Raw genomic sequence first — 18,166 nt, forward strand, 5'->3', positions numbered from 1 at the left:
CCGCCAGAACGCGGGCTCGGACAACTGCCAGGACACGGCATCGTTGAGATCGATGCCCGAGCATACCGCTGTGGCGCCCCGGGCTGGACAATGCGAACCGTGTTCAGACGAATCTTTGCCGTGGTCCTGCTGGCCGCCGGGCTGGCTGCCTGCACCGATCCGGACAGCGGGACGGGCAAGGTCGGCATCATTCTGCCGGACACGAAGACGTCGGCGCGGTGGGCGACCGCGGACATCAAGTACCTGGAGGCTGCCTTCGATGCTGCGGGCGTACCGGTGGATGTGCAGAACGCTCAGGGTGACAAAACGCAGTTCCAGACCATTGCCGACGGCATGATCTCCAGCGGGGTCAAGGTTCTGATGATTGTGAACCTGGACTCCGGTACGGGCAAAGCAGTTCTCGACAAGGCGCGCTCGGCCGGCATCGCCACCATTGACTACGATCGCCTGACGCTCGACGGCAACGCCGATCATTACGTCTCATTCGACAATGTCCGGGTGGGCCAGTTGCTCGGTCAGGGGCTGGTCGGTTGCCTGGCCACCAGCGGTGACGCACATCCGGTGATCGCCGAGCTGAACGGCGCCCCCACCGACAACAACGCCACGCTGTTCGCCCAGGGCTACAATTCCGTACTCGATCCGCGTTACGCCGACGGCACCTTTGTGCGCGGTCCGCAGCAAAATGTCCACGATTGGGACAACAATCAAGCGGCAACCATTTTCGAGCAGATGCTGACCGCCCACCATGGCATCCGCGGCGTGCTGGCGGCCAATGACGGCTTGGCCAATGCGGCCATTCAGGTGCTCAAGCGCTACAAGCTCAACGGGCACGTGCCGGTGACCGGGCAGGACGCCACCGTGCAGGGCCTGCAGAACATTCTCGCCGGCGATCAGTGCATGACGGTTTACAAACCGGTGAAGGAGGAGGCGGATGCGGCGTCGAGCCTGGCCATCGCGCTCGCCAAGGGGCAGCCGCCGGCCGCTCCGCGCGAGATACTACTGATGCCGAGGGCCATCACCAGGAACACCGTCAAGGACGTCATAGCCGACGGGTACGTCACCAGCGCGCAACTGTGCACCGACGAGTTCCGCCAGGCGTGCGCAGCGGCCGGCATCGCGCGGTAATCGTTTTACAAACCGTACGTCCGTACTGTTACATGGGTCCATGCCTCTGCTGCCGGAACCGGGCCCGATTCGTACGCTGGCTACCGCCACGCTGATCAACACGGTCGGCGGTGGGCTGTGGATGGCCAGCAGCGCGTTGTTCCTGACCCGCTCGGTCGGGTTGCCGGTCGCCCAGACCGGCCTGGCGCTCACCCTGGTGGCCCTGGTCAGCCTGTTGAGCAGCACCGCGGTGGGCTACCTGGCCGACCGGCTCGGCCCGCGCGGCGTGGCCATCGGGGCCCTGGTGGCGCTCGGGCTGTGCGAAGTGGCCCTGGTCGAGGTGCGGTCCATGGCCGGGTTCCTGCTGGTCGCCGCGCCGATGGCGGTGTTCGAGTCGGCGCAGCGGGCGGCCCGCGGTGCGCTCATCGCCAACGCGGTGCCCCCGGACAAACGCGTCTACACCAGGGCCTACCTGCGCGCGGTCACCAATGTGGGCATCACGGTCGGCGCCGGCATCGCGGGCATCGGGCTCAGCGTGGACACCCGCACGGCGTACCTGGCGCTGATCCTCGGCGACGCGGTGACTTTCCTGCTCGCCGCCGCCGTGCTCACCCGCCTGGCCCCGCTCGCCCCGATGCCGCACGAGGGTGGCGGGCCTCGCCTGATCGCACTACGCGACCGGCCGTTCCTGGCCTTCATCGTGCTCGACGGGCTGCTCGCCACCAACTTCGGGCTGCTGGAGGTGGCTCTGCCGCTGTGGATCGCCGACCGCACCGACGCACCCCGCTGGATGATCTCCGTGGTGTTCGCGGTGAACACCGTGACCGTGGTGCTGCTGCAGGTCAAGGCGGCCACCGGCACGGACACCCTGGACGGCGCTGCCCGCGCGTCCCGGCGCGCCGGGTTCGGCCTGCTCGCCGCCTGCCTGATCTTCCCGCTGACCGCCGGCACCGGCTCCGCCGTCACGATCGTGCTGCTCATCGTCGCGGTGCTGTGCCAGACCTTCGCCGAACTCTGGTACTCCGCCGGCGGCTGGGGCATCTCGTTCGGGCTGTCCCCGGAGCACGCGCACGGGCAGTACCAGGGCACGTACGGCATGGGCATCCAGTTCGGCCAGATGATCGCGCCCGCCGTGGTCACCGCGCTGACCCTGGGCTGGGGCACGCCGGGCTGGATCGTGCTCGGCGTGCTGTTCGCGGTGACCGGCAGCCTGGTCCCGCCCGTGGTTCGCTGGGCGGTGGCCCAGCGGGCGCTCACCCGATCGTGAAGGTGCTGGTGTACGGCTTCTGCATCGGCACCCCGTCCACCAGCACGCTGCTCACCTTGTCCACGGTCAGCGTGTACGACCCGGGCACCAGCGGGCTGGCCGGGGTGAAGACCAGCGTGCCCGGCGTGGACTCGGCCACCGTGCCCGCCACCGGACCAGCCGCTCCAGTCACCGTCACCGAGCCCGAGTAGTCGACGCCGGTGGGCTGGATGTCGCGCTGGAAGGTGACCGTGACCGCCGAAGCCCCGGGCGCGATGGACAGCACCAGCGGATCACGCCAGTACTGGATGGCCAGGTGGATGTCGGGCGCACCGCTGCCCCAGGCCGTTGACGTGTCGTCGACCAGCATGGTCCGGGTGACCCCGCCGTCGACCGTCACGCTACGGTTGTTGGTGCCGGTGATCGAACCCCAGTTCTCCACCGTCTCCCACGAGCCGCGCGTGTACTTGTACTGGATGTCGGTGCCGTCGGGCACGGTGATGGTGGCTTCCCAGATCCCGTTGCCCTTGTTGGTCATCGCCAGCTTGTCCGGATCCCACGGGCCCAGCTCGGTGATGTTGCCCGGCAGGTACAGCGTCGCGTCGGCCGGCGTGCCCGGCGGGGCCAGCACGCGGAACGTCACGGCGACCGGTCGCACCGGAACGGTCAAGGCGGCGGGCAGGGTCGCGGTTGTGCCATCCGGATTGCGGTACGTCAGAAGCGCCGTCACGTCAGCGGTTCGCGGCGACGCTCCGGCCGGCGTGACGTCGTAGGTGACAGTGAACGTGGCGCCCGGGGCCAGCGACGCCGCAGTGGTCGGCGTGCGCGGGGTGATGACCCAACCCTCGGGTGCCCGCACGGCCGCCGACAGGTCGGTGATCGTGCCCGGCCCCTCGTTGCGCGCCTCGGTCACCAGCGTGCTGGCCACCCCGGACTGCAGCCCGTCGGGAGCGGTGAACCTCAGGTCGACGACCGGCTGCTGCGCCACGGTCAGCGGCGAGCCGTCATGGGTCACCGTCACCGAACGGCGTACCGAGGTGGCGGGCACCTCGACGGACACCAGGTGCTTGGCCGCGTCATAGGTGAACGGCGCCCGGCGCCCGCCGACGGTCACCACGCGCGGCTGGGAGACCCCGGCGAACTCGACGGTGTAGCGGCGCGCGACCGGAGCACCCGGGTACGTTCCGGTGGCCGGTCCGACGGTGAGGCTGGAGCGGCGGCCCTCGTCATAGCTGACCGGGATGCGCGTGAATCGGCCGGTGCGGTAGCCGGGGCCGTCGCCTGCGTCGTCGTACACGCTGGTGGTGCCGTGGGCGTGCGGGTAGGCGGTCAGGCGAAGCCAACTCTTGTCCTGATCGGCCACGTTCTCGGTGCCCTGCGAGCGGGGCACAATGCCGCCGGCCTTGACATAGACCGGGATGTGATCGGGGGTGGCGGCGACGGTGCGGGTCGCCGGGCCGCGGAAGGTCGTACCGGTGAAGAAGTCCGTCCAGACGCCGGGCGGGAACCAGACCGGAACGGTGGTGCTCAGGCCCGGAGTGGTGACCGGGGCGACCAGCAGCGAATCGCCGAGCAAATACTGGGTGTCGTGCTCGTACGCCTCGTCCTGCTCGGGATATTGCAGGTAGAGCGCGCGGGCCATGGGCATCCCGGTGTCGTAGCTCTGCCGGGCCGCGGTGTACAGGTAGGGCACCAGCGACTCGCGCAGGCGCAGGAAGTCCGCGGCGGGCTTGCCCACGGTGTCGGCGTACTCCCAGGGCAGCCGGTCGCCGTGGTCGGAGTGCAGCCGCAGCACCGGCTGGAAGGCGCCCAGTTGCACCCAGCGCAGGTACAGGTCGTTGGGCAGGTGGGTGCCGGCGAAACTACCGATGTCGTGGCTGACATAGGACTGGCCGATGCTGCCCTCGGCCGGGGTCATCGCCGCGGCGAACTTGAGCGTGTCCCAGTCGGGGCGGGTGTCGCCGGTGAAGTGGATGGTGCTGCGATGCTCGGCCCACGGACCGGAAGGACCGATTTCGTTGTACGCGGGGAAAGCGGCTCCGATTCGCGCCAGTGAGAAGCCGCGTTGTCCGCGCGCGTCGCCGTCGCGCTTGTAGAGCTCGTTGACCCAGCTGTCGGCGGTGATCCCGGGCGTGCTGACGAAACTGTCGTCGCAGCAGTAGTCGAGCCACCATTGCCGTACACCCTGCTGTTCGAACGGCTGGTGCAGGTGCTCGTAGGCGGCGGCCTGGTCGGGATCGGTCCAGTCGAAGCGGTACGGGTCAGGCGCGAAGCTGCTCGTCGCCGGGGTCAGCTTGCCCTTGGCTGTGGCCTGCGCCTGGGCGAACTGAGGATCGTCACCGGAGATCGCCGCGTGCACGTTGAGCGTGGCGTTGATCCCGCGGTTCTTCAGATCGGCCAGGAAGCTCTGCGGGTCGGGGAACAGCGTGGGGTTCCAGTTCCAGCCGGCCCACTGGTTCGGCGACTTCCAGTCGGTGTCCATGACCAGCGAGTCAAGCGGCACATTGTTCTTGTCGAACGCGGGCAGCAGCTCGTTCTCGTAGTCCTCGGTGCTGTACGCCTGGTACTTGGAGAACCAGGTGCCCAGCGCCCACTTCGGCGCCAGCAGCGACGGGCCGGTCAACGTCTTCAGGTCGGCCAGTCCACGCTGGTAGTCGTGGCCATAGCCGAACAGGTAACCGTCCTGGTACGCGCCGGCGCGCTCGGGCCGCGCCGCGACCCAGTCATTGCTCGTGCGCACCGCCGTCTTGGTGTCGTCGAGCAGGTACCAGCCGCTGCGGTTGAGCATGCCCGGGTGCAGCTCGATCTGCTCGACCGGACCGGCTTGCCCGTCGTAGTAGTCCAGGCCGCGATACCAGCCGCCGAGCGAGTCGGCACGCCCGGGCGAGCCGAACGCGGGGTGCGCGGTGCCGGCCCGGCGGCCGACGCGCAGCTCAAGCGTGGTGTTGGCGGCGGTGACCGGGCCGCTGTTCAGCTTGTACCTCAGCGTGACTGCGCTGGTACGTACCCGCAATTCGCCGTTTCGGGTGAAAGCCGTGAACCAGGTGCGTCCCGGGTTGCGGTTCACCGCGGTAAAGGTGGAACGGTTCTCGAACGCGTCGTCGGCGGCATACTCCAACCGCAGCAGCGTGGGGCTGAGCACCTGCACCCGAAGGTGACCGGCCTGCACGCTCTGCCCGCGGACCCGGGGTGCGGCCGGCGCGGCGAGCGCGGCGCCGGGCAGCAGGGCCAGCGCGAGAAGGACGGTCAGGAAGCCAGCCACCCGGGCGGCCAGTCCTCGTTTACCGACATGCCCGGACATGACGCCCCCTGACCAAGTTCCGCAGCCATCCCGCAACGCTGTGAGCTTTGCCCCGCCGGGAGCGCCCTGTCAATAGTCGATGATCAATGGAGAAAGTGCCGTCCTCGAAGGACGTACACACCGGATCTCCCGGCAGAACAGGTTCAGCTCCGCAGTTGAGGGAGCTGAGCGCCCGTGCACGCAGCTACAGACGTACGGGCGCGGAGCGGCTCAGCGGACCACCGTCACCGGGCATTTGGCGTACGCGGCCACGTGCTGGCTGACCGAGCCGAGCACCAGGCCCGCGAACCCGCCGTGCCCACGCTTGCCCACCACGAGCAAGTCGGCGCCCGCGGACTCGTCGATCAGCACCTTGGCCGGGCGGCCCTGGCGCACCTGCGACTGCACGAACACCGGCGGATCCTCGCCGAGTTCCTCCTTGATGACCTCGACCAGGTCGTCGGCGGTGCGCTGGCTGGGGTCGGGGACGTAGTGCTCGGACACGCTGATGCTGCCGGCCGGAGGCAGCAGCGTGTGCTCCCAGACGTTGAGCACAAGCAGACCGGCGCCGTGGTCGGCGGCTTCGGCGGCGGCCCAGACCAGGGCCTTGCGGCTGCCCGGCGACCCGTCCACGCCCACCACGATCGTCTTCCAGCTGGCCACTATCGGCTCCTTCCTGCCAGAAGCCGCCAGTACATGGCAGCGCCCGCCGCGGGGTCAACGCCGGCCTGCGAGAACGCGCCCTGACGCATGGACCGGCGGCAATGGTTGCGCCGGCCTGCTCGATCGGTTTAGCGTCGACTGAGGTGTGAACCAGATCACATATCGCCGGAGGGGTCCGCCATGGTCATGGAGGCGACGGAACGCGAGAGCAGGCAAGCCGAACGCCGGCCGTTGATGTCGGGTCCCGCCCTGCTGATGATGAACCTCGGATTCTTCGGCGTGCAGTTCAGCTTCGGGCTCACCCAGTCGGCGGTGAACCCGTTGTTCCTGCTCATCGGGGCCAGCCCGGACCAGCTGCCGATCCTCAACCTGGCCGGCCCGGTCACCGGGCTGATCATCCAGCCGTTGATCGGCGCGATCAGCGACCGGACCTGGCATCCCCGCTGGGGCCGGCGACGGCCGTTCATCACAGCCGGGGCGCTGCTGTGCGCGGTGATCCTGTTCGTGTTCCCGTTCGTCGGGGTGCTCTGGCTCGGCGTGATCTGTTTCTGGCTGCTCGACGTCGGCAACAACACCTCGATGGAGCCGTACCGGGCGTTCATCTCCGACCGGTTGCCCAAGTCGCAACTGGCCCGCGGCTTCCTGACGCAGAGCATGTTCACCGGCGCCGGGGCCGTGCTGGCCAACGTGTCGCTGTTCCTGCTGCAGAAGGTCAACGCGCTGGACAAGACCGCCGGCAACGGGGTGCCGTACTGGATGTTCGTGTGCTTCATGATCGGCACGATCTGCATTCTGCTGACCGTGCTCACCGCGATGGCCCGCACCCGCGAGCTGACCCCGTCGGATCAGGAACTTGAGGAGATCCGCTCGACCCCCAAGGGCGCGGGCAACGCGATCCGCGAGATCGCCGGCGCTGTCCGGTCGATGCCGGTGGCCATGCACAAAATCGGCGTGGTGTTCGCGTTCCAGTGGTACGCCATGTTCATCTACTGGCAGTTCCTCGCGGTCAGCCTGGGCGAGACCGTGTTCCGCGCGAACCCCGGACAGGGCGGCCCGGCCTGGGAGGACGCGATCGCGTGGAGCGGCCTGCAGAACGGCGCGTACAACTTCGTCACCATGGTCTCGGCGCTGTTCCTGGTGGGCTTCGCGCAGCGCATCGGCGCCAAACGGGTGCACGCGATCGCTCTGGGGCTCGCCGCCCTGTCACTGGTGTGGCTCGCGCGCATCGACAACCAGTACCTCGCGCTGGTGCCGATGATCGGGGTCGGCATCTTCTGGGCCAGCGCGGTCGGCGTGCCGTACCTGATGGTCGCGAGCATGGTGCCGGCCAAGCGCACCGGCGTCTACATGGGCATCCTCAACATGATGATCGTGGTGCCGATGCTGGTGCAGACCGTGACCTTCGGCTGGATCTTCAAGCACCTGCTGGACGGCAAGGGCAGCAATGCGATCACCCTGGCCGGGGTGCTGCTGGCGATCGGCGCGGTGGCCATGCTCTGGGTCAACCCGCCGAACGAAAACGACGAGTCCCCGATCATGCCGCTGGGCAGCAAACGCAGCATCACCGTGTACGACCGCGTGGTCGTCGGCTCCGATGGCACCCCGACCAGCCTGTACGCCGTGGACCGGGCCGCCGAGGTGGCGCAGGCCGCGCAGGCCAGGCTGGTGGTCGTCACGGCGTACCGGGAGACCGATCAGGGCATGTCGCCCGGCGTAGCTTCTGGCATGCACCGCGATCTGCACGGCGCCGAGGCGGCCCGCGACGCACTGTCCCGCTCGGTGACCGCGCTGACCCGTGAACGGGCCCGCTACATCGACCAGCGCCTGGTGGCCGGGGACGCCGCGCAGGCCCTGCTGGACGCGGTCGGGGCGAACCCGGCAAACCTGATCGTGGTGGGCAACCGCGGGCTGGGAGCCAGCGAGGGGCAGCTACTGGGCTCGGTTCCGGCCGCGGTCGTGCGCAACGCGGTGTGCGACGTGCTGGTGGTGCAGACCTCCGCGCTCGACGAGGAACGCATGTTCGCCCGCGAGACGGTCCAGGGGAATCCGCAAGACGGTCCGGTGGAGCCCGGAGGTCGGTCCCGTGCAGGCGGTGACTAGTTGTCCGGGGTGAACAGGCCCTGCAGCCCGGACACGATGGCGATCAGCCCGAAGACGGCCAGCAGCAGGCCCACGCCGGGCGAACCCTCCCGCGGTCGCCGGCCGGTCAGCCGGCCCCACGGCAGGGCCAGCCCGACCCCGATGCCCACGATCTCGAAGCCGCCGCAGCAACGCGACAGCCAGCAAGAAACCACCGACGATGGTGGCCAGATCCAGCAGCAATGCGATCACCATGGCTGCGGCACGTACCCGGGAGCGCTCCCAGCCCATCAGCACCCGGCTTCATCTGCCCCGGTAGCCTGACCGGTCGGTAATGCATAGGCTGTGGTCGATGGAGGTGCACGATGATGGTCGCCCAGCTCGGTCACAGCCTCGCCGCCGGTTTGCTGCTTCTGCCCGCCGCGCCGGCACCGGCCCGCACCACGCCGGCTGGGCCTGATGCGCCCGGGGCGCCCGGCGTGGACGAGCAGTATCTGCCCGCTGACAAGTCCGGATTCGGCACCTCGGCCACGACAGCCAGCCCGGTCTGGTTCACCGTGCAGAAGCAGGGCGGGCTCGGCGAGATCTTCTACCCGACCGTCGGGTCGCCCGCCGTGCGCACGCTGGACTTCGTTGTCGCCGACCACAAAGGGCACGCAGTCCAGGCCAAGGACGCTGCCACGGTACGAACCCAGCTCACCGATGAGCGCAGCCTCAGCTTCCGCCAGACGTTCACCGAGCGCTCCGGCCGGTGGCGGCTCACCGCATCGTACGCCAGCGACCCGGCCCGGCCCACCGTGCTGGTCGACGTGTCGTTGAGCGGGGCCGGATACGACCTGTTCACCGTCTACGACCCGGCTCTGGCGAACACGCGCAGGGGGGACAGTGGACGTACCGAGGGGACTGCGCTTGTCGCTACGGACGGCACGACCGCCAGCGCCCTGGTGGCCTCGCCCGCCTTCGCCGCCACCTCCAACGGCCTGCGCGGGGTCAGCGACGGCTGGACCGACCTGCGCGCCGACGGGCGGATGGACTGGCACTACCGCTCGGCCGCCGCGGGCAACCTCGTGCAGACCGCGAAGCTGCACCGGCACACCACCTTGGCCCTCGGGTTCGGCACCGCGCAGAGCGCCCCGGCGACCGCCCGAGCGTCGCTGCGCCGGGGTTTCCGGCCGGTCGCACGCGACTACGCGGCCGGGTGGCACCGCTATCTGGGCGGTTTGAAGCGGGCCCCCGCGGCGGCCGACCGGCGGCTCTACCAGGTGTCGGCGATGGTGCTGGCGGCCAGCGAGGACAAGACCCACCGCGGGGCGTACGTGGCTGCGCCCGCTGCGCCGTGGGCCTTCGGCCGCGATGATCCGTCCGGGCCGTACCACCTGGTCTGGTCGCGTGATCTTTATCAGATCGGCACCGGGCTGATCGCCGCCGGGGACGTCGCCGGGGCCAACCGCGCTCTGGACTTCCTGTTCGGCGTGCAGCAGAAGCCGGACGGCTCGTTCCCGCAGAACTCGCAGGTCGACGGCACCCCGGTGTGGGGTGGGCTGCAGCTGGACGAGGTGGCGCTGCCGATCGTGCTGGCCTATCAGCTCAAGCGCACCGACGCGGGCACCTGGAGCCGGGTACGCCGGGCCGCCGATTTCCTGCTCGGCTTCTCCCAGGACGGCAACGCAGCCCCGTGGACACCGCAGGAGCGCTGGGAGAACCAGTCGGGTTACTCCCCCGCCACGATCGCCGCGGAGATCGCCGGTCTGGTGTGTGCCGCCTCGATCGCCAGGGCCAACGGGGACCCGGCCTCCGCCGCACGCTACCTGGCGACCGCCGACGACTGGCAGGCCCGGGTCAAGGCGTGGACGGTCACGAGCACCGGCCCGTACTCGGACCGCCCGTACTTCCTGCGGCTGACCAAGGACGGCAACCCCGACGCGGGCACCACGTACCCGATCGGCGACAGCGGCCCGTCGAACGTGGACCAGCGCCGCGTGGTCGACCCGAGCTTCCTGGATCTGGTGCGCCTGGGGGTGCTGCCCGCCGCCGACCCGGCGATCGTCAACACCCTGCGTGTCGTGGACGAGCAGTTGGGCGTACCCACAGCACGGGGCTTCTTCTGGCACCGCGCATCCTTCGACGGGTACGGCGAAAAGCTCGACGGCACCGCCTGGGACTACGGCCTGCCCGACGACAGCCGGATCACCCGGGGCCGCGCCTGGCCCCTGCTCAACGGCGAACGCGGCGAGTACAACCTGGCCCGGGGCGCGAAGAGCGCCGCGCACACCCAGCTGAGCACGATGACGCGTAGCGCCGGACCCGGCTCCATGCTGCCCGAGCAGGTCTGGGACAACCAGTCGCCGGCCGGCGCACCGCCGTTCGTACCCGGCACGCCGACGTTCTCGGCCACCCCGCTGGCCTGGACGCACGCCCAGTACCTGCGCCTGGCCCGCGACCTCGAGGCCGGCCGGGTCCTGGAACAACCCGCCGTGGTGGCCGCTCGCTACACCCGCTGACCCGAGCCGAAGAGGAGCCAGCCGACCAGGAACAGGGGCACTGCGCTGAGCGGAGCACTTCGGTGCCGGGGTTCGGCGTCCGCCGCGGGCGCAGCCCAGTCCTAGGAAAGGTCCGTCTGCTCCGGACCATGGGGGATGTCGATGCTGTCCTCGCCGGTGCGCAACGCCCGCAGGATGAACCGGCCCACGTACCCGGGGCTGTGCACGACCATGCCCGGTCGCGGCGACGCACCGGCGCGGAACATGCCGCCGCCGAACTCGGTCGCCGTGACCGAGGGCAGCACCAGGCTGACGTCGATGCCGTCGCCGGCGAGTTCCTTGCGCGCCACCTCGGTGAGCATGTTGACCGCCGATTTGGAGGCCGCGTAGGCACCCACCCCGGGCGGCGCGATCCGGGTGGTGCCGGAGCTGACCGTCACGATTCGCCCGGAGCCCTGCTCGCGCATCACCGGCAGCACCGACTGGATCGCGGTCACCACGCTGACCACATTCAAATTCAGCAGTTCCAGGTACGCCCGCGGGTCGACATCTTCGAGCGTGCCGTGAAAGCTTGCCCCGGCGTTGACCACGAGCCCGTCCACCCGGCCGTGCCGTTGCACGGTGGCGGCCACGAGCGCTCGCTGCTGATCAGGATCGGTCACGTCGGTGGGCACCGCCAGCGCGCCGCCCAGCTCCTGGCTCAGCGCAGCCAGCCGATCCGCGCGCCGAGCGGCCAGCACCGGGTGGGCTCCGGCCTGGTGGAGCAGCCGCGCGGTGGCCTCGCCGATGCCGGAGGAACTGCCGGTGACAATGACAACCCGGCCGGTCAGGGAGGAGTTCGAGTGATCGCTCATTACCGCAACTCTAGCCATCCTTTAGGGGTATGCGGCCAACTCCCTTTGGTGGTTTCCTACAAACAACCCCCGGCCCGCCACGTTGAGTACGACATGGCGCTGCCGACCCGGAGAAGGAAAAGTGGGGGCGGACGCCCATCTGCTCACCGGAGAGAGGTCTGCCGACCGTGTTCAGCCGTGTCGCCATCGTCAACCGTGGTGAGGCCGCCATGCGGCTCATTCACGCCGTACGGGATCTCGCCGCGGAGACCGGCGCGCACATCGAAACCGTCGCCTTGTACACCGACGTCGACCGCACCGCCACCTTCGTGCGCGAGGCCGACCTGTCCTACGACCTGGGACCGGCATCGGCCCGGCCCTACCTGGACCTCAAGACGCTGGAACGGGCGCTGGTCGAGACCGGCGCGGACGCCGCGTGGGTGGGCTGGGGCTTCGTCGCCGAGGACCCGGCGTTCGCCGAGCTGTGCGAGCGCGTCGGCGTCACCTTCGTGGGCCCGAGCCCGGAGGCCATGCGCAAGCTCGGCGACAAGATCGGCGCAAAGCTGATCGCCGAGGAGGTCGGCGTGCCGGTCGCGCCGTGGAGCCGCGGTGCCGTCGAGACGCTGGAGGCCGCCCGGGCAGCCGCCGCGCAGATCGGCTACCCGTTGATGCTCAAGGCGACGGCCGGCGGCGGCGGGCGCGGCATCCGGGTGATCCGCAGCGTGGACGAGCTCGACGACGCGTACGAGCGCACCAGCCAGGAGGCCGCCCGCGCGTTCGGCAGCGGCGTGGTGTTCCTGGAGCGCCTGGTCACCGGCGCGCGGCACGTCGAGGTGCAGGTCATCGCGGACGGTGAGACAGCCTGGGCACTGGGCGTGCGCGACTGCTCGGTGCAGCGGCGCAACCAGAAGGTCATCGAGGAGTCGGCGTCCCCGGTGCTACCCCCGGCCCGGGTCGGCGAGCTCAAGGCCTCGGCCGAGCGGCTGGCCGTCAAGGTCGGCTACTGCGGCGCGGCGACCGTGGAGTTCCTCTACCACCCCGGCGACGACCTGCTCGCCTTCCTCGAGGTCAACACCCGGCTGCAGGTCGAGCACCCGATCACCGAGTCGACCACCGGGTTCGACCTGGTCAAGACCCAGCTGCACGTGGCCTCGGGCGGCAGGCTGGAGGGCAGCGCGCCGGCCGAGCGCGGGCACGCCATCGAGGCGCGGCTCAACGCCGAGGACCCCGACCGTGACTTCGCGCCGTCACCGGGGCGGATCGTGCGCCTCGACCTGCCGGCCGGCCCGGGCATCCGGGTCGACACCGGGGTCAGCGAGGGCGACACGATCCCCGCCGACTTCGACTCCATGATCGCCAAGATCATCGCGTACGGCCGGGACCGCACCGAGGCCCTCGGGCGCCTGCGCCGGGCGATGGCCGGGACCACCGTCATCATCGAGGGCGGCGCCACCAACAAGAGCTTCGTGCTCGACCTGCTCGACCAGCCCGAGGTCATCGACGGCAGCGCCGACACCGGCTGGATCGACCGGGTCCGCGGCGAGGGCCGGCTGGTCCTGCACCGCCACTCGGCCGTCGCGCTGGCCGCCGCCGCCATCGAGGCCTACGAGGAGGAGGAACGCGCCGAACGTCAGCGCCTGCTCTCCACCGCGTTCGGCGGGCGCCCCCAGGTGCAGCACCGCAGCGGCCGGCCGCTCGACCTCAAGCTGCGCGGCGCCAGCTACCGCCTGCGGGTGGCCCGCGTGGGCGCGCACCGCTTCCGCGTCGGCATCGAATCGGGCAGCGACACGCGCACCGCCGACGTCGAGCTCGACCGCTTCGATGCCTACGCCGGGCAGATCACCGTCAACGGCGAGCGGTTCCGGCTGCTGACCGGCACGCACGGCCCGATCCACCTGGTTGAGGTCGACGGCGTGACCCACCGGGTCAGCCGCGACGAGGGCGGCGTGCTGCGCTCGCCCATGCCGGCGCTGGTCGTGGCCACCCCGCTGGCCGTCGGAGCCGAGGTCGAGGCGGGCGCGCCGGTGCTCGTGCTCGAAGCCATGAAGATGGAAAACGTCCTGCGGGCGCCGTTCCGGGCCCGGCTGAAGGAACTGACAGTGGCGGTGGGCAGCCAGGTCGAGTCGGGCGCGCCGCTGCTGCGCCTGGAGCCGCTGGCCGACGACACCCAGGCCGAGGAGGCCGCCGACACCGGGGCCATCGAACTTGACCTGCCCCAGGGCCCGCAGCAGAGCCCGGTGCAGGAGCAGCTGACCCGCGGGATCGGCGACCTGAGCAGCCTGCTGCTGGGCTACGACGTCGACCCGCACGACGAACAGCGGGTGCTGGCCGGTTACCTGGGCGCGCGGCGCCGCGCGGCTGAGGACGGGCGCCGCCCGCTGGCCGAGGAGCTGGACCTGCTCGCGGTGTTCGCCGACCTCGCCGAGCTGAGCCGCAACCGGCCCGCGGGTGAGGACGGTGGCAGCGACACCCGGGTGCACAGCGCCCGCGAGCACTTCCACACGTACCTGCAAAGCCTCGACGTTGATCGGGCCGGTCTGCCCGCGTCCTTCCAGGCCAAGCTCGCCAAGGTGCTGCGGCACTACGGCGTCACCGAGGTGGAGCGCACGCCCGAGCTGGAAGCGGCAGTGTTCCGCATCTTCCTGGCCCAGCAGCGCGCCTCGGCCGACGTCAAGGTCGTCACCGCGCTGCTACGGGTGTGGCTGCAGGAGCCGCCGCCGGAGGACGCGCTGCGCGAATCGGTCGGCCTGGCCCTGGAACGGCTGATCGCCACCACCCAGGTGCGCTTCCCGGTGGTCGCCGACCTGGCCCGCGGCGTGGTGTTCGCCTGGTTCGCCCAGCCACTGCTGCGCCGCAACCGCGCCGTGGTCTACGCCGGCATCCGTCGCCACCTGCGCCACCTCGACGAGCACCCGGACGCCCCGGACCGCGGCGAGCGCATCGCCGAGATGGTCCGCAGCACCGAGCCGCTGGTCCGGCTGCTGGGTCAGCGGCTCACCCGCACCGAGCTGGACAACACGGTCATGCTGGAGGTGCTCACCCGCCGCTACTACGGCAACAAGGGCATCACCGGCATCGCCTTGCGCGAGGCCGCGGGCAGCACCTTCGTGGTCGCCCAGCGAGTCGGCTCTCAGGTCGTGTCGGCAGCGGTGAGCTTCGACGCGCTCAGCGCCGCGCTGCGCGGGCTGGCCGAGCTGGCGACCGGGGAGGACCCGGTGGACGCCGACATCTATGTGGCCTGGGAGACGCAGTCGGAGGACTCCGAAGCGATGGCCGCCGCGCTCAGCGAGGTGATCAGCGCCCAGCCGCTGCCCGCGCAGGTGCGCCGGGTCACTGCCACGGTCGCCGGTCGCGGCGGCTCGGTCATGCACCACCACTTCACGTTCCGGCCCTCCGGCGCGGCGCTGAGCGAGGACCGGCTGATCCGCAGCCTGCACCCGTACATCGCCGAGCGGATGCAGCTGGAACGGCTGAGCAAGTTCGACCTCACCCGGCTGCCCGCCGCGGACGAGGAGGTCTACCTGTTCCGCTGTGTGGCCCGCGAGAACCCGGCCGACGACCGGCTCGTGGCGTTCGCCCAGGTGCGTGACCTGACCGAGCTGCGCGACGACAACGGGCGGCTGGTGGCGCTGCCGACCGCCGAGGACATCATCGCCACCTGCCTCGACTCGCTGCGGCGGGCCCAGTCGCAGCGGGCGTCGAAGAACCGGTTCAACACCAACCGCATCGTGCTGTACGTGTGGCCGCCCATCGCGATCACCGACGCCGAGGTGGAGATGATCGCCGAGCGGGTGCTGCCGACCACCGCCGGCGCCGGGCTCGAGGAGATCGAGTTCATCGCCCGCCGCCGCGACGAGCAGACCGGCGAGCTGGTCAAGACCTCGGTCCGGATCTCGCTCGGCGTCACCGGGGGCGCGAAGGTCACCTTTGGCGAGCTGAGCGCCGAAACGGTCGAGCCGCTGGATGCGTACCGGCTGAAGGTTCTTCGTGCGGCGGCCCGCAACACCGTGTATCCGTACGAGCTGACCGGTCTGCTCGGAGACTTCACCGAACACGACCTGGACGACACGCACACGCTGGTCCCGGTCGATCGCCCGAAGGGTCGCAATTCCGCGGCCATCGTGGCCGGCGTCGTCACCACCCCGACGTCGCGGCACCCGCAGGGCGTCACCCGCGTGGTGCTGCTGGGTGACCCGACCAAGTCGCTGGGTGCGCTGAGCGAGGCCGAGTGCCGCCGGGTGATCGCCGCGCTCGACCTGGCCGAGCGGCTGCGGGTGCCGCTGGAGTGGTACGCGCTGTCGGCCGGGGCGCGCATCTCGATGGAGTCGGGCACTGAGAACATGGACTGGGTGGCCGCGGCGCTCAAGCGCATCGTGGAGTTCACCCAGGACGGCGGCGAGATCAACATCGTGGTCGCGGGCATCAACGTGGGTGCCCAGCCGTACTGGAACGCCGAGGCCACGATGCTCATGCACACCCGCGGCATCCTGGTGATGACCCCGGACTCGGCGATGGTGCTGACCGGCAAGCAGTCGCTGGACTTCTCCGGCGGTGTGTCGGCCGAGGACAACTTCGGCATCGGCGGCTACGACCGGGTGATGGGCCCGAACGGTCAGGCGCAGTACTGGGCGCCGACGCTGACCGCCGCGCGTGACGTGCTGATGTCGTACTACGACCACTCGTACGTCGCCCCGGGTGAGTCGTCGCCGCGCCGGGCCGAGACCTCCGACCCGGCCGGCCGCGACATCTCGCCGTTCCCGCACACCATCGAGGGCAGCGACTTCACCACGGTCGGCGAGATCTTCTCAGCCACGCACAACCCCGACCGAAAGAAGCCTTTCGACATCCGTACGGTCATGCGTGCCCTGTCCGACCAGGATCACCCGGTGCTGGAGCGCTGGGCCGGGATGGCCGACGCCGAAACCGCAGCGGTGCAGGACGTGCACCTGGGCGGCATCCCGGTGTGCCTGCTCGGTATCGAGTCCCGTCCCGTGCCGCGCCGGGGCTTCCCGCCCACCGACGGGCCGGACACCTACACCGCCGGCACGCTGTTCCCGCGCTCGTCGAAGAAGGCGGCCCGGGCGATCAACGCGGCCAGCGGCAACCGCCCGCTGGTGGTGCTGGCCAACCTGTCCGGCTTCGACGGCTCCCCCGAGTCGATGCGCAAACTGCAGCTCGAGTACGGCGCCGAGATCGGCCGCGCGATCGTCAACTTCCGCGGCCCGATCGTGTTCTGCGTGATCTCGCGCTACCACGGCGGCGCGTTCGTGGTCTTCTCCAAGGCGCTCAACCCGAACATGACGGTGCTGGCGCTGGAGGGTTCGTTCGCCTCGGTGCTCGGTGGGGCCCCGGCCGCCGCTGTGGTCTTCGCCGGTGATGTCAACGCCCGCACCGCCGCCGACCCGCGGGTGCGGGAGCTGGAGGCTCAGGTCGCGGCGGCCACCGGCGCCGACCGGGCGACCCTGGCGGCCCAGCTCGACGAGCTGCGGGCCTCCGTACGGGCCGAGAAGCTGGGCGAGGTGGCCACCGAGTTCGACCGGGTGCACAACATTCAGCGCGCGGTCGAGGTCGGCTCGGTCGACGCCGTGATCAGCGCCGCCGAGCTGCGCCCCCGGATCATCGAGGCGATCGAGGGCCGCCTGGCCGGATGATGCCGCGGATCCACGTGACGAGGTTGTCGGTGCGGGCCGGGCTTTCCATGGCGGTGTGCGGGCAGCTCGGACCGTTGCTCTCGACCGCGACCAGCTCGGGTGCGCGCCAGCGGGGCTCGCGGAAATAGGGTGCGCCGGAGTCGTACGGGCAGGGCGTGGTGTCGGGGTGCGGGGCGAACCCGCGCACCCCGAGCGTCGCGTCCTGCACCGACTCGACCTTGAGCAGGCCGGTCTGCAGGTGCGTCGCGGGCACCGGGTTGGTGCTGGTCAGCGAGCCGTAGCCGGTGAGCCGCAGTACCTCGCCGGGCTTGGCGACCCGCCCGCTCAGCTTGACGGGCCGGATGTCGCGGATCGGCGTCCTGAGCCGGGCGAGCGCCACGTCCGCGGTGGCCGACTGGCGCACGGCGACGATCTCGACGTCGTGCCCGCCGGTGCCGGTGACCAGGTCCGTACGGCCCACCGTGGCCACCGTGGAGGCGGCGACCGGGCGTTCGACGCGCACCCCGTTCTCGTCCCGGAAGCAGTGCCCGGCGGTGATCACCCAGTCCCGGGCGATCAGCGCGCCGGAGCAGGCGCTGTTGCGGGTGCCCCCGCCGAGCACCGGGATACCCGTCATGGTCAGCTTGACCGCGAACCGGTACCGCCCGTCCTTGACCGGCTCACCGTTGGCGATGGCGTTCGCCGGGCCCGCGCCGAGCAGCGTGAACCCGGCTGTGAGCACCGCGGTGACGCACCCGGCCAGCAAGCTGAGAGTTCCTCTGTGACGCACGAGGAGCCTCCTGTTCGATAGATGTCGAGGCATGTCTGGTCGAGGCCAGCATAGGACCGCC

The 18,166-nt window shown here is 70.4% G+C and carries 10 protein-coding genes; 5 read left to right on the top strand and 5 right to left on the bottom strand.

The features are described from left to right. The first annotated feature begins 90 nt into the window (after window positions 1–90). Entirely contained in the window at window positions 91–1,125 is a 1,035-nt protein-coding gene (locus TFC3_RS12635) for a sugar ABC transporter substrate-binding protein (protein ID WP_067506535.1), read from the top strand. Window positions 1,126–1,165: 40 nt separating this feature from the next. Continuing rightward, on the top strand, window positions 1,166–2,371 hold the full coding sequence (locus tag TFC3_RS12640) for an MFS transporter (protein ID WP_067499400.1): 1,206 nt from the start codon (window positions 1,166–1,168) through the stop codon (window positions 2,369–2,371). On the opposite strand, the gene TFC3_RS12645 is transcribed toward TFC3_RS12640, so the two are convergent. Next, window positions 2,358–5,651 (bottom strand): TIM-barrel domain-containing protein, encoded by a 3,294-nt coding sequence (locus tag TFC3_RS12645; protein WP_067499403.1) that lies wholly within the window; start codon window positions 5,649–5,651, stop codon window positions 2,358–2,360. The genes TFC3_RS12640 and TFC3_RS12645 overlap by 14 nt on opposite strands. 210 nt (window positions 5,652–5,861) lie before the next feature. Next, window positions 5,862–6,293 (bottom strand): universal stress protein, encoded by a 432-nt coding sequence (locus TFC3_RS12650; RefSeq protein WP_161952587.1) that lies wholly within the window; start codon window positions 6,291–6,293, stop codon window positions 5,862–5,864. Between the two features lie 180 nt (window positions 6,294–6,473). On the opposite strand from TFC3_RS12650, the gene TFC3_RS12655 reads away from it, so the two are divergent. Continuing rightward, a complete protein-coding gene (locus tag TFC3_RS12655; protein WP_067499406.1) occupies window positions 6,474–8,393 on the top strand; it encodes an MFS transporter in 1,920 nt (639 codons plus the stop codon). Here TFC3_RS12655 and TFC3_RS39250 read toward each other — a convergent pair. Continuing rightward, entirely contained in the window at window positions 8,390–8,542 is a 153-nt protein-coding gene (locus TFC3_RS39250; protein WP_236718098.1) for a hypothetical protein, read from the bottom strand. The genes TFC3_RS12655 and TFC3_RS39250 overlap by 4 nt on opposite strands. Window positions 8,543–8,737: 195 nt before the next feature. Between TFC3_RS39250 and TFC3_RS12665 the strand changes: the two genes are divergently transcribed. Next, window positions 8,738–10,873, top strand: a complete 2,136-nt coding sequence (locus TFC3_RS12665) for a glycoside hydrolase family 15 protein (RefSeq protein ID WP_067499407.1) — start codon at window positions 8,738–8,740, stop codon at window positions 10,871–10,873. A 101-nt stretch (window positions 10,874–10,974) separates the two neighbouring features. Here TFC3_RS12665 and TFC3_RS12670 read toward each other — a convergent pair whose 3' ends face one another. Continuing rightward, window positions 10,975–11,706: an SDR family oxidoreductase gene (locus TFC3_RS12670; protein WP_067499409.1), complete on the bottom strand. Its 732-nt coding sequence runs from the start codon at window positions 11,704–11,706 to the stop codon at window positions 10,975–10,977. A gap of 167 nt (window positions 11,707–11,873) precedes the next feature. On the opposite strand from TFC3_RS12670, the gene TFC3_RS12675 reads away from it, so the two are divergent. Then, window positions 11,874–17,336, top strand: coding sequence for a carboxyl transferase domain-containing protein (locus TFC3_RS12675; protein WP_067499411.1), 5,463 nt, complete (start codon window positions 11,874–11,876; stop codon window positions 17,334–17,336). Here the strand turns inward: TFC3_RS12675 and TFC3_RS12680 are convergent. Next, on the bottom strand, window positions 17,302–18,105 hold the full coding sequence (locus tag TFC3_RS12680; RefSeq protein WP_236718099.1) for a trypsin-like serine protease: 804 nt from the start codon (window positions 18,103–18,105) through the stop codon (window positions 17,302–17,304). The two genes, TFC3_RS12675 and TFC3_RS12680, sit on opposite strands and share 35 nt — an antisense overlap. Between the last annotated feature and the right edge of the window lie 61 nt (window positions 18,106–18,166).

It is taken from the genome of Actinoplanes sp. TFC3 (assembly GCF_001553785.1).
GTDB lineage: Bacteria > Actinomycetota > Actinomycetes > Mycobacteriales > Micromonosporaceae > Actinoplanes.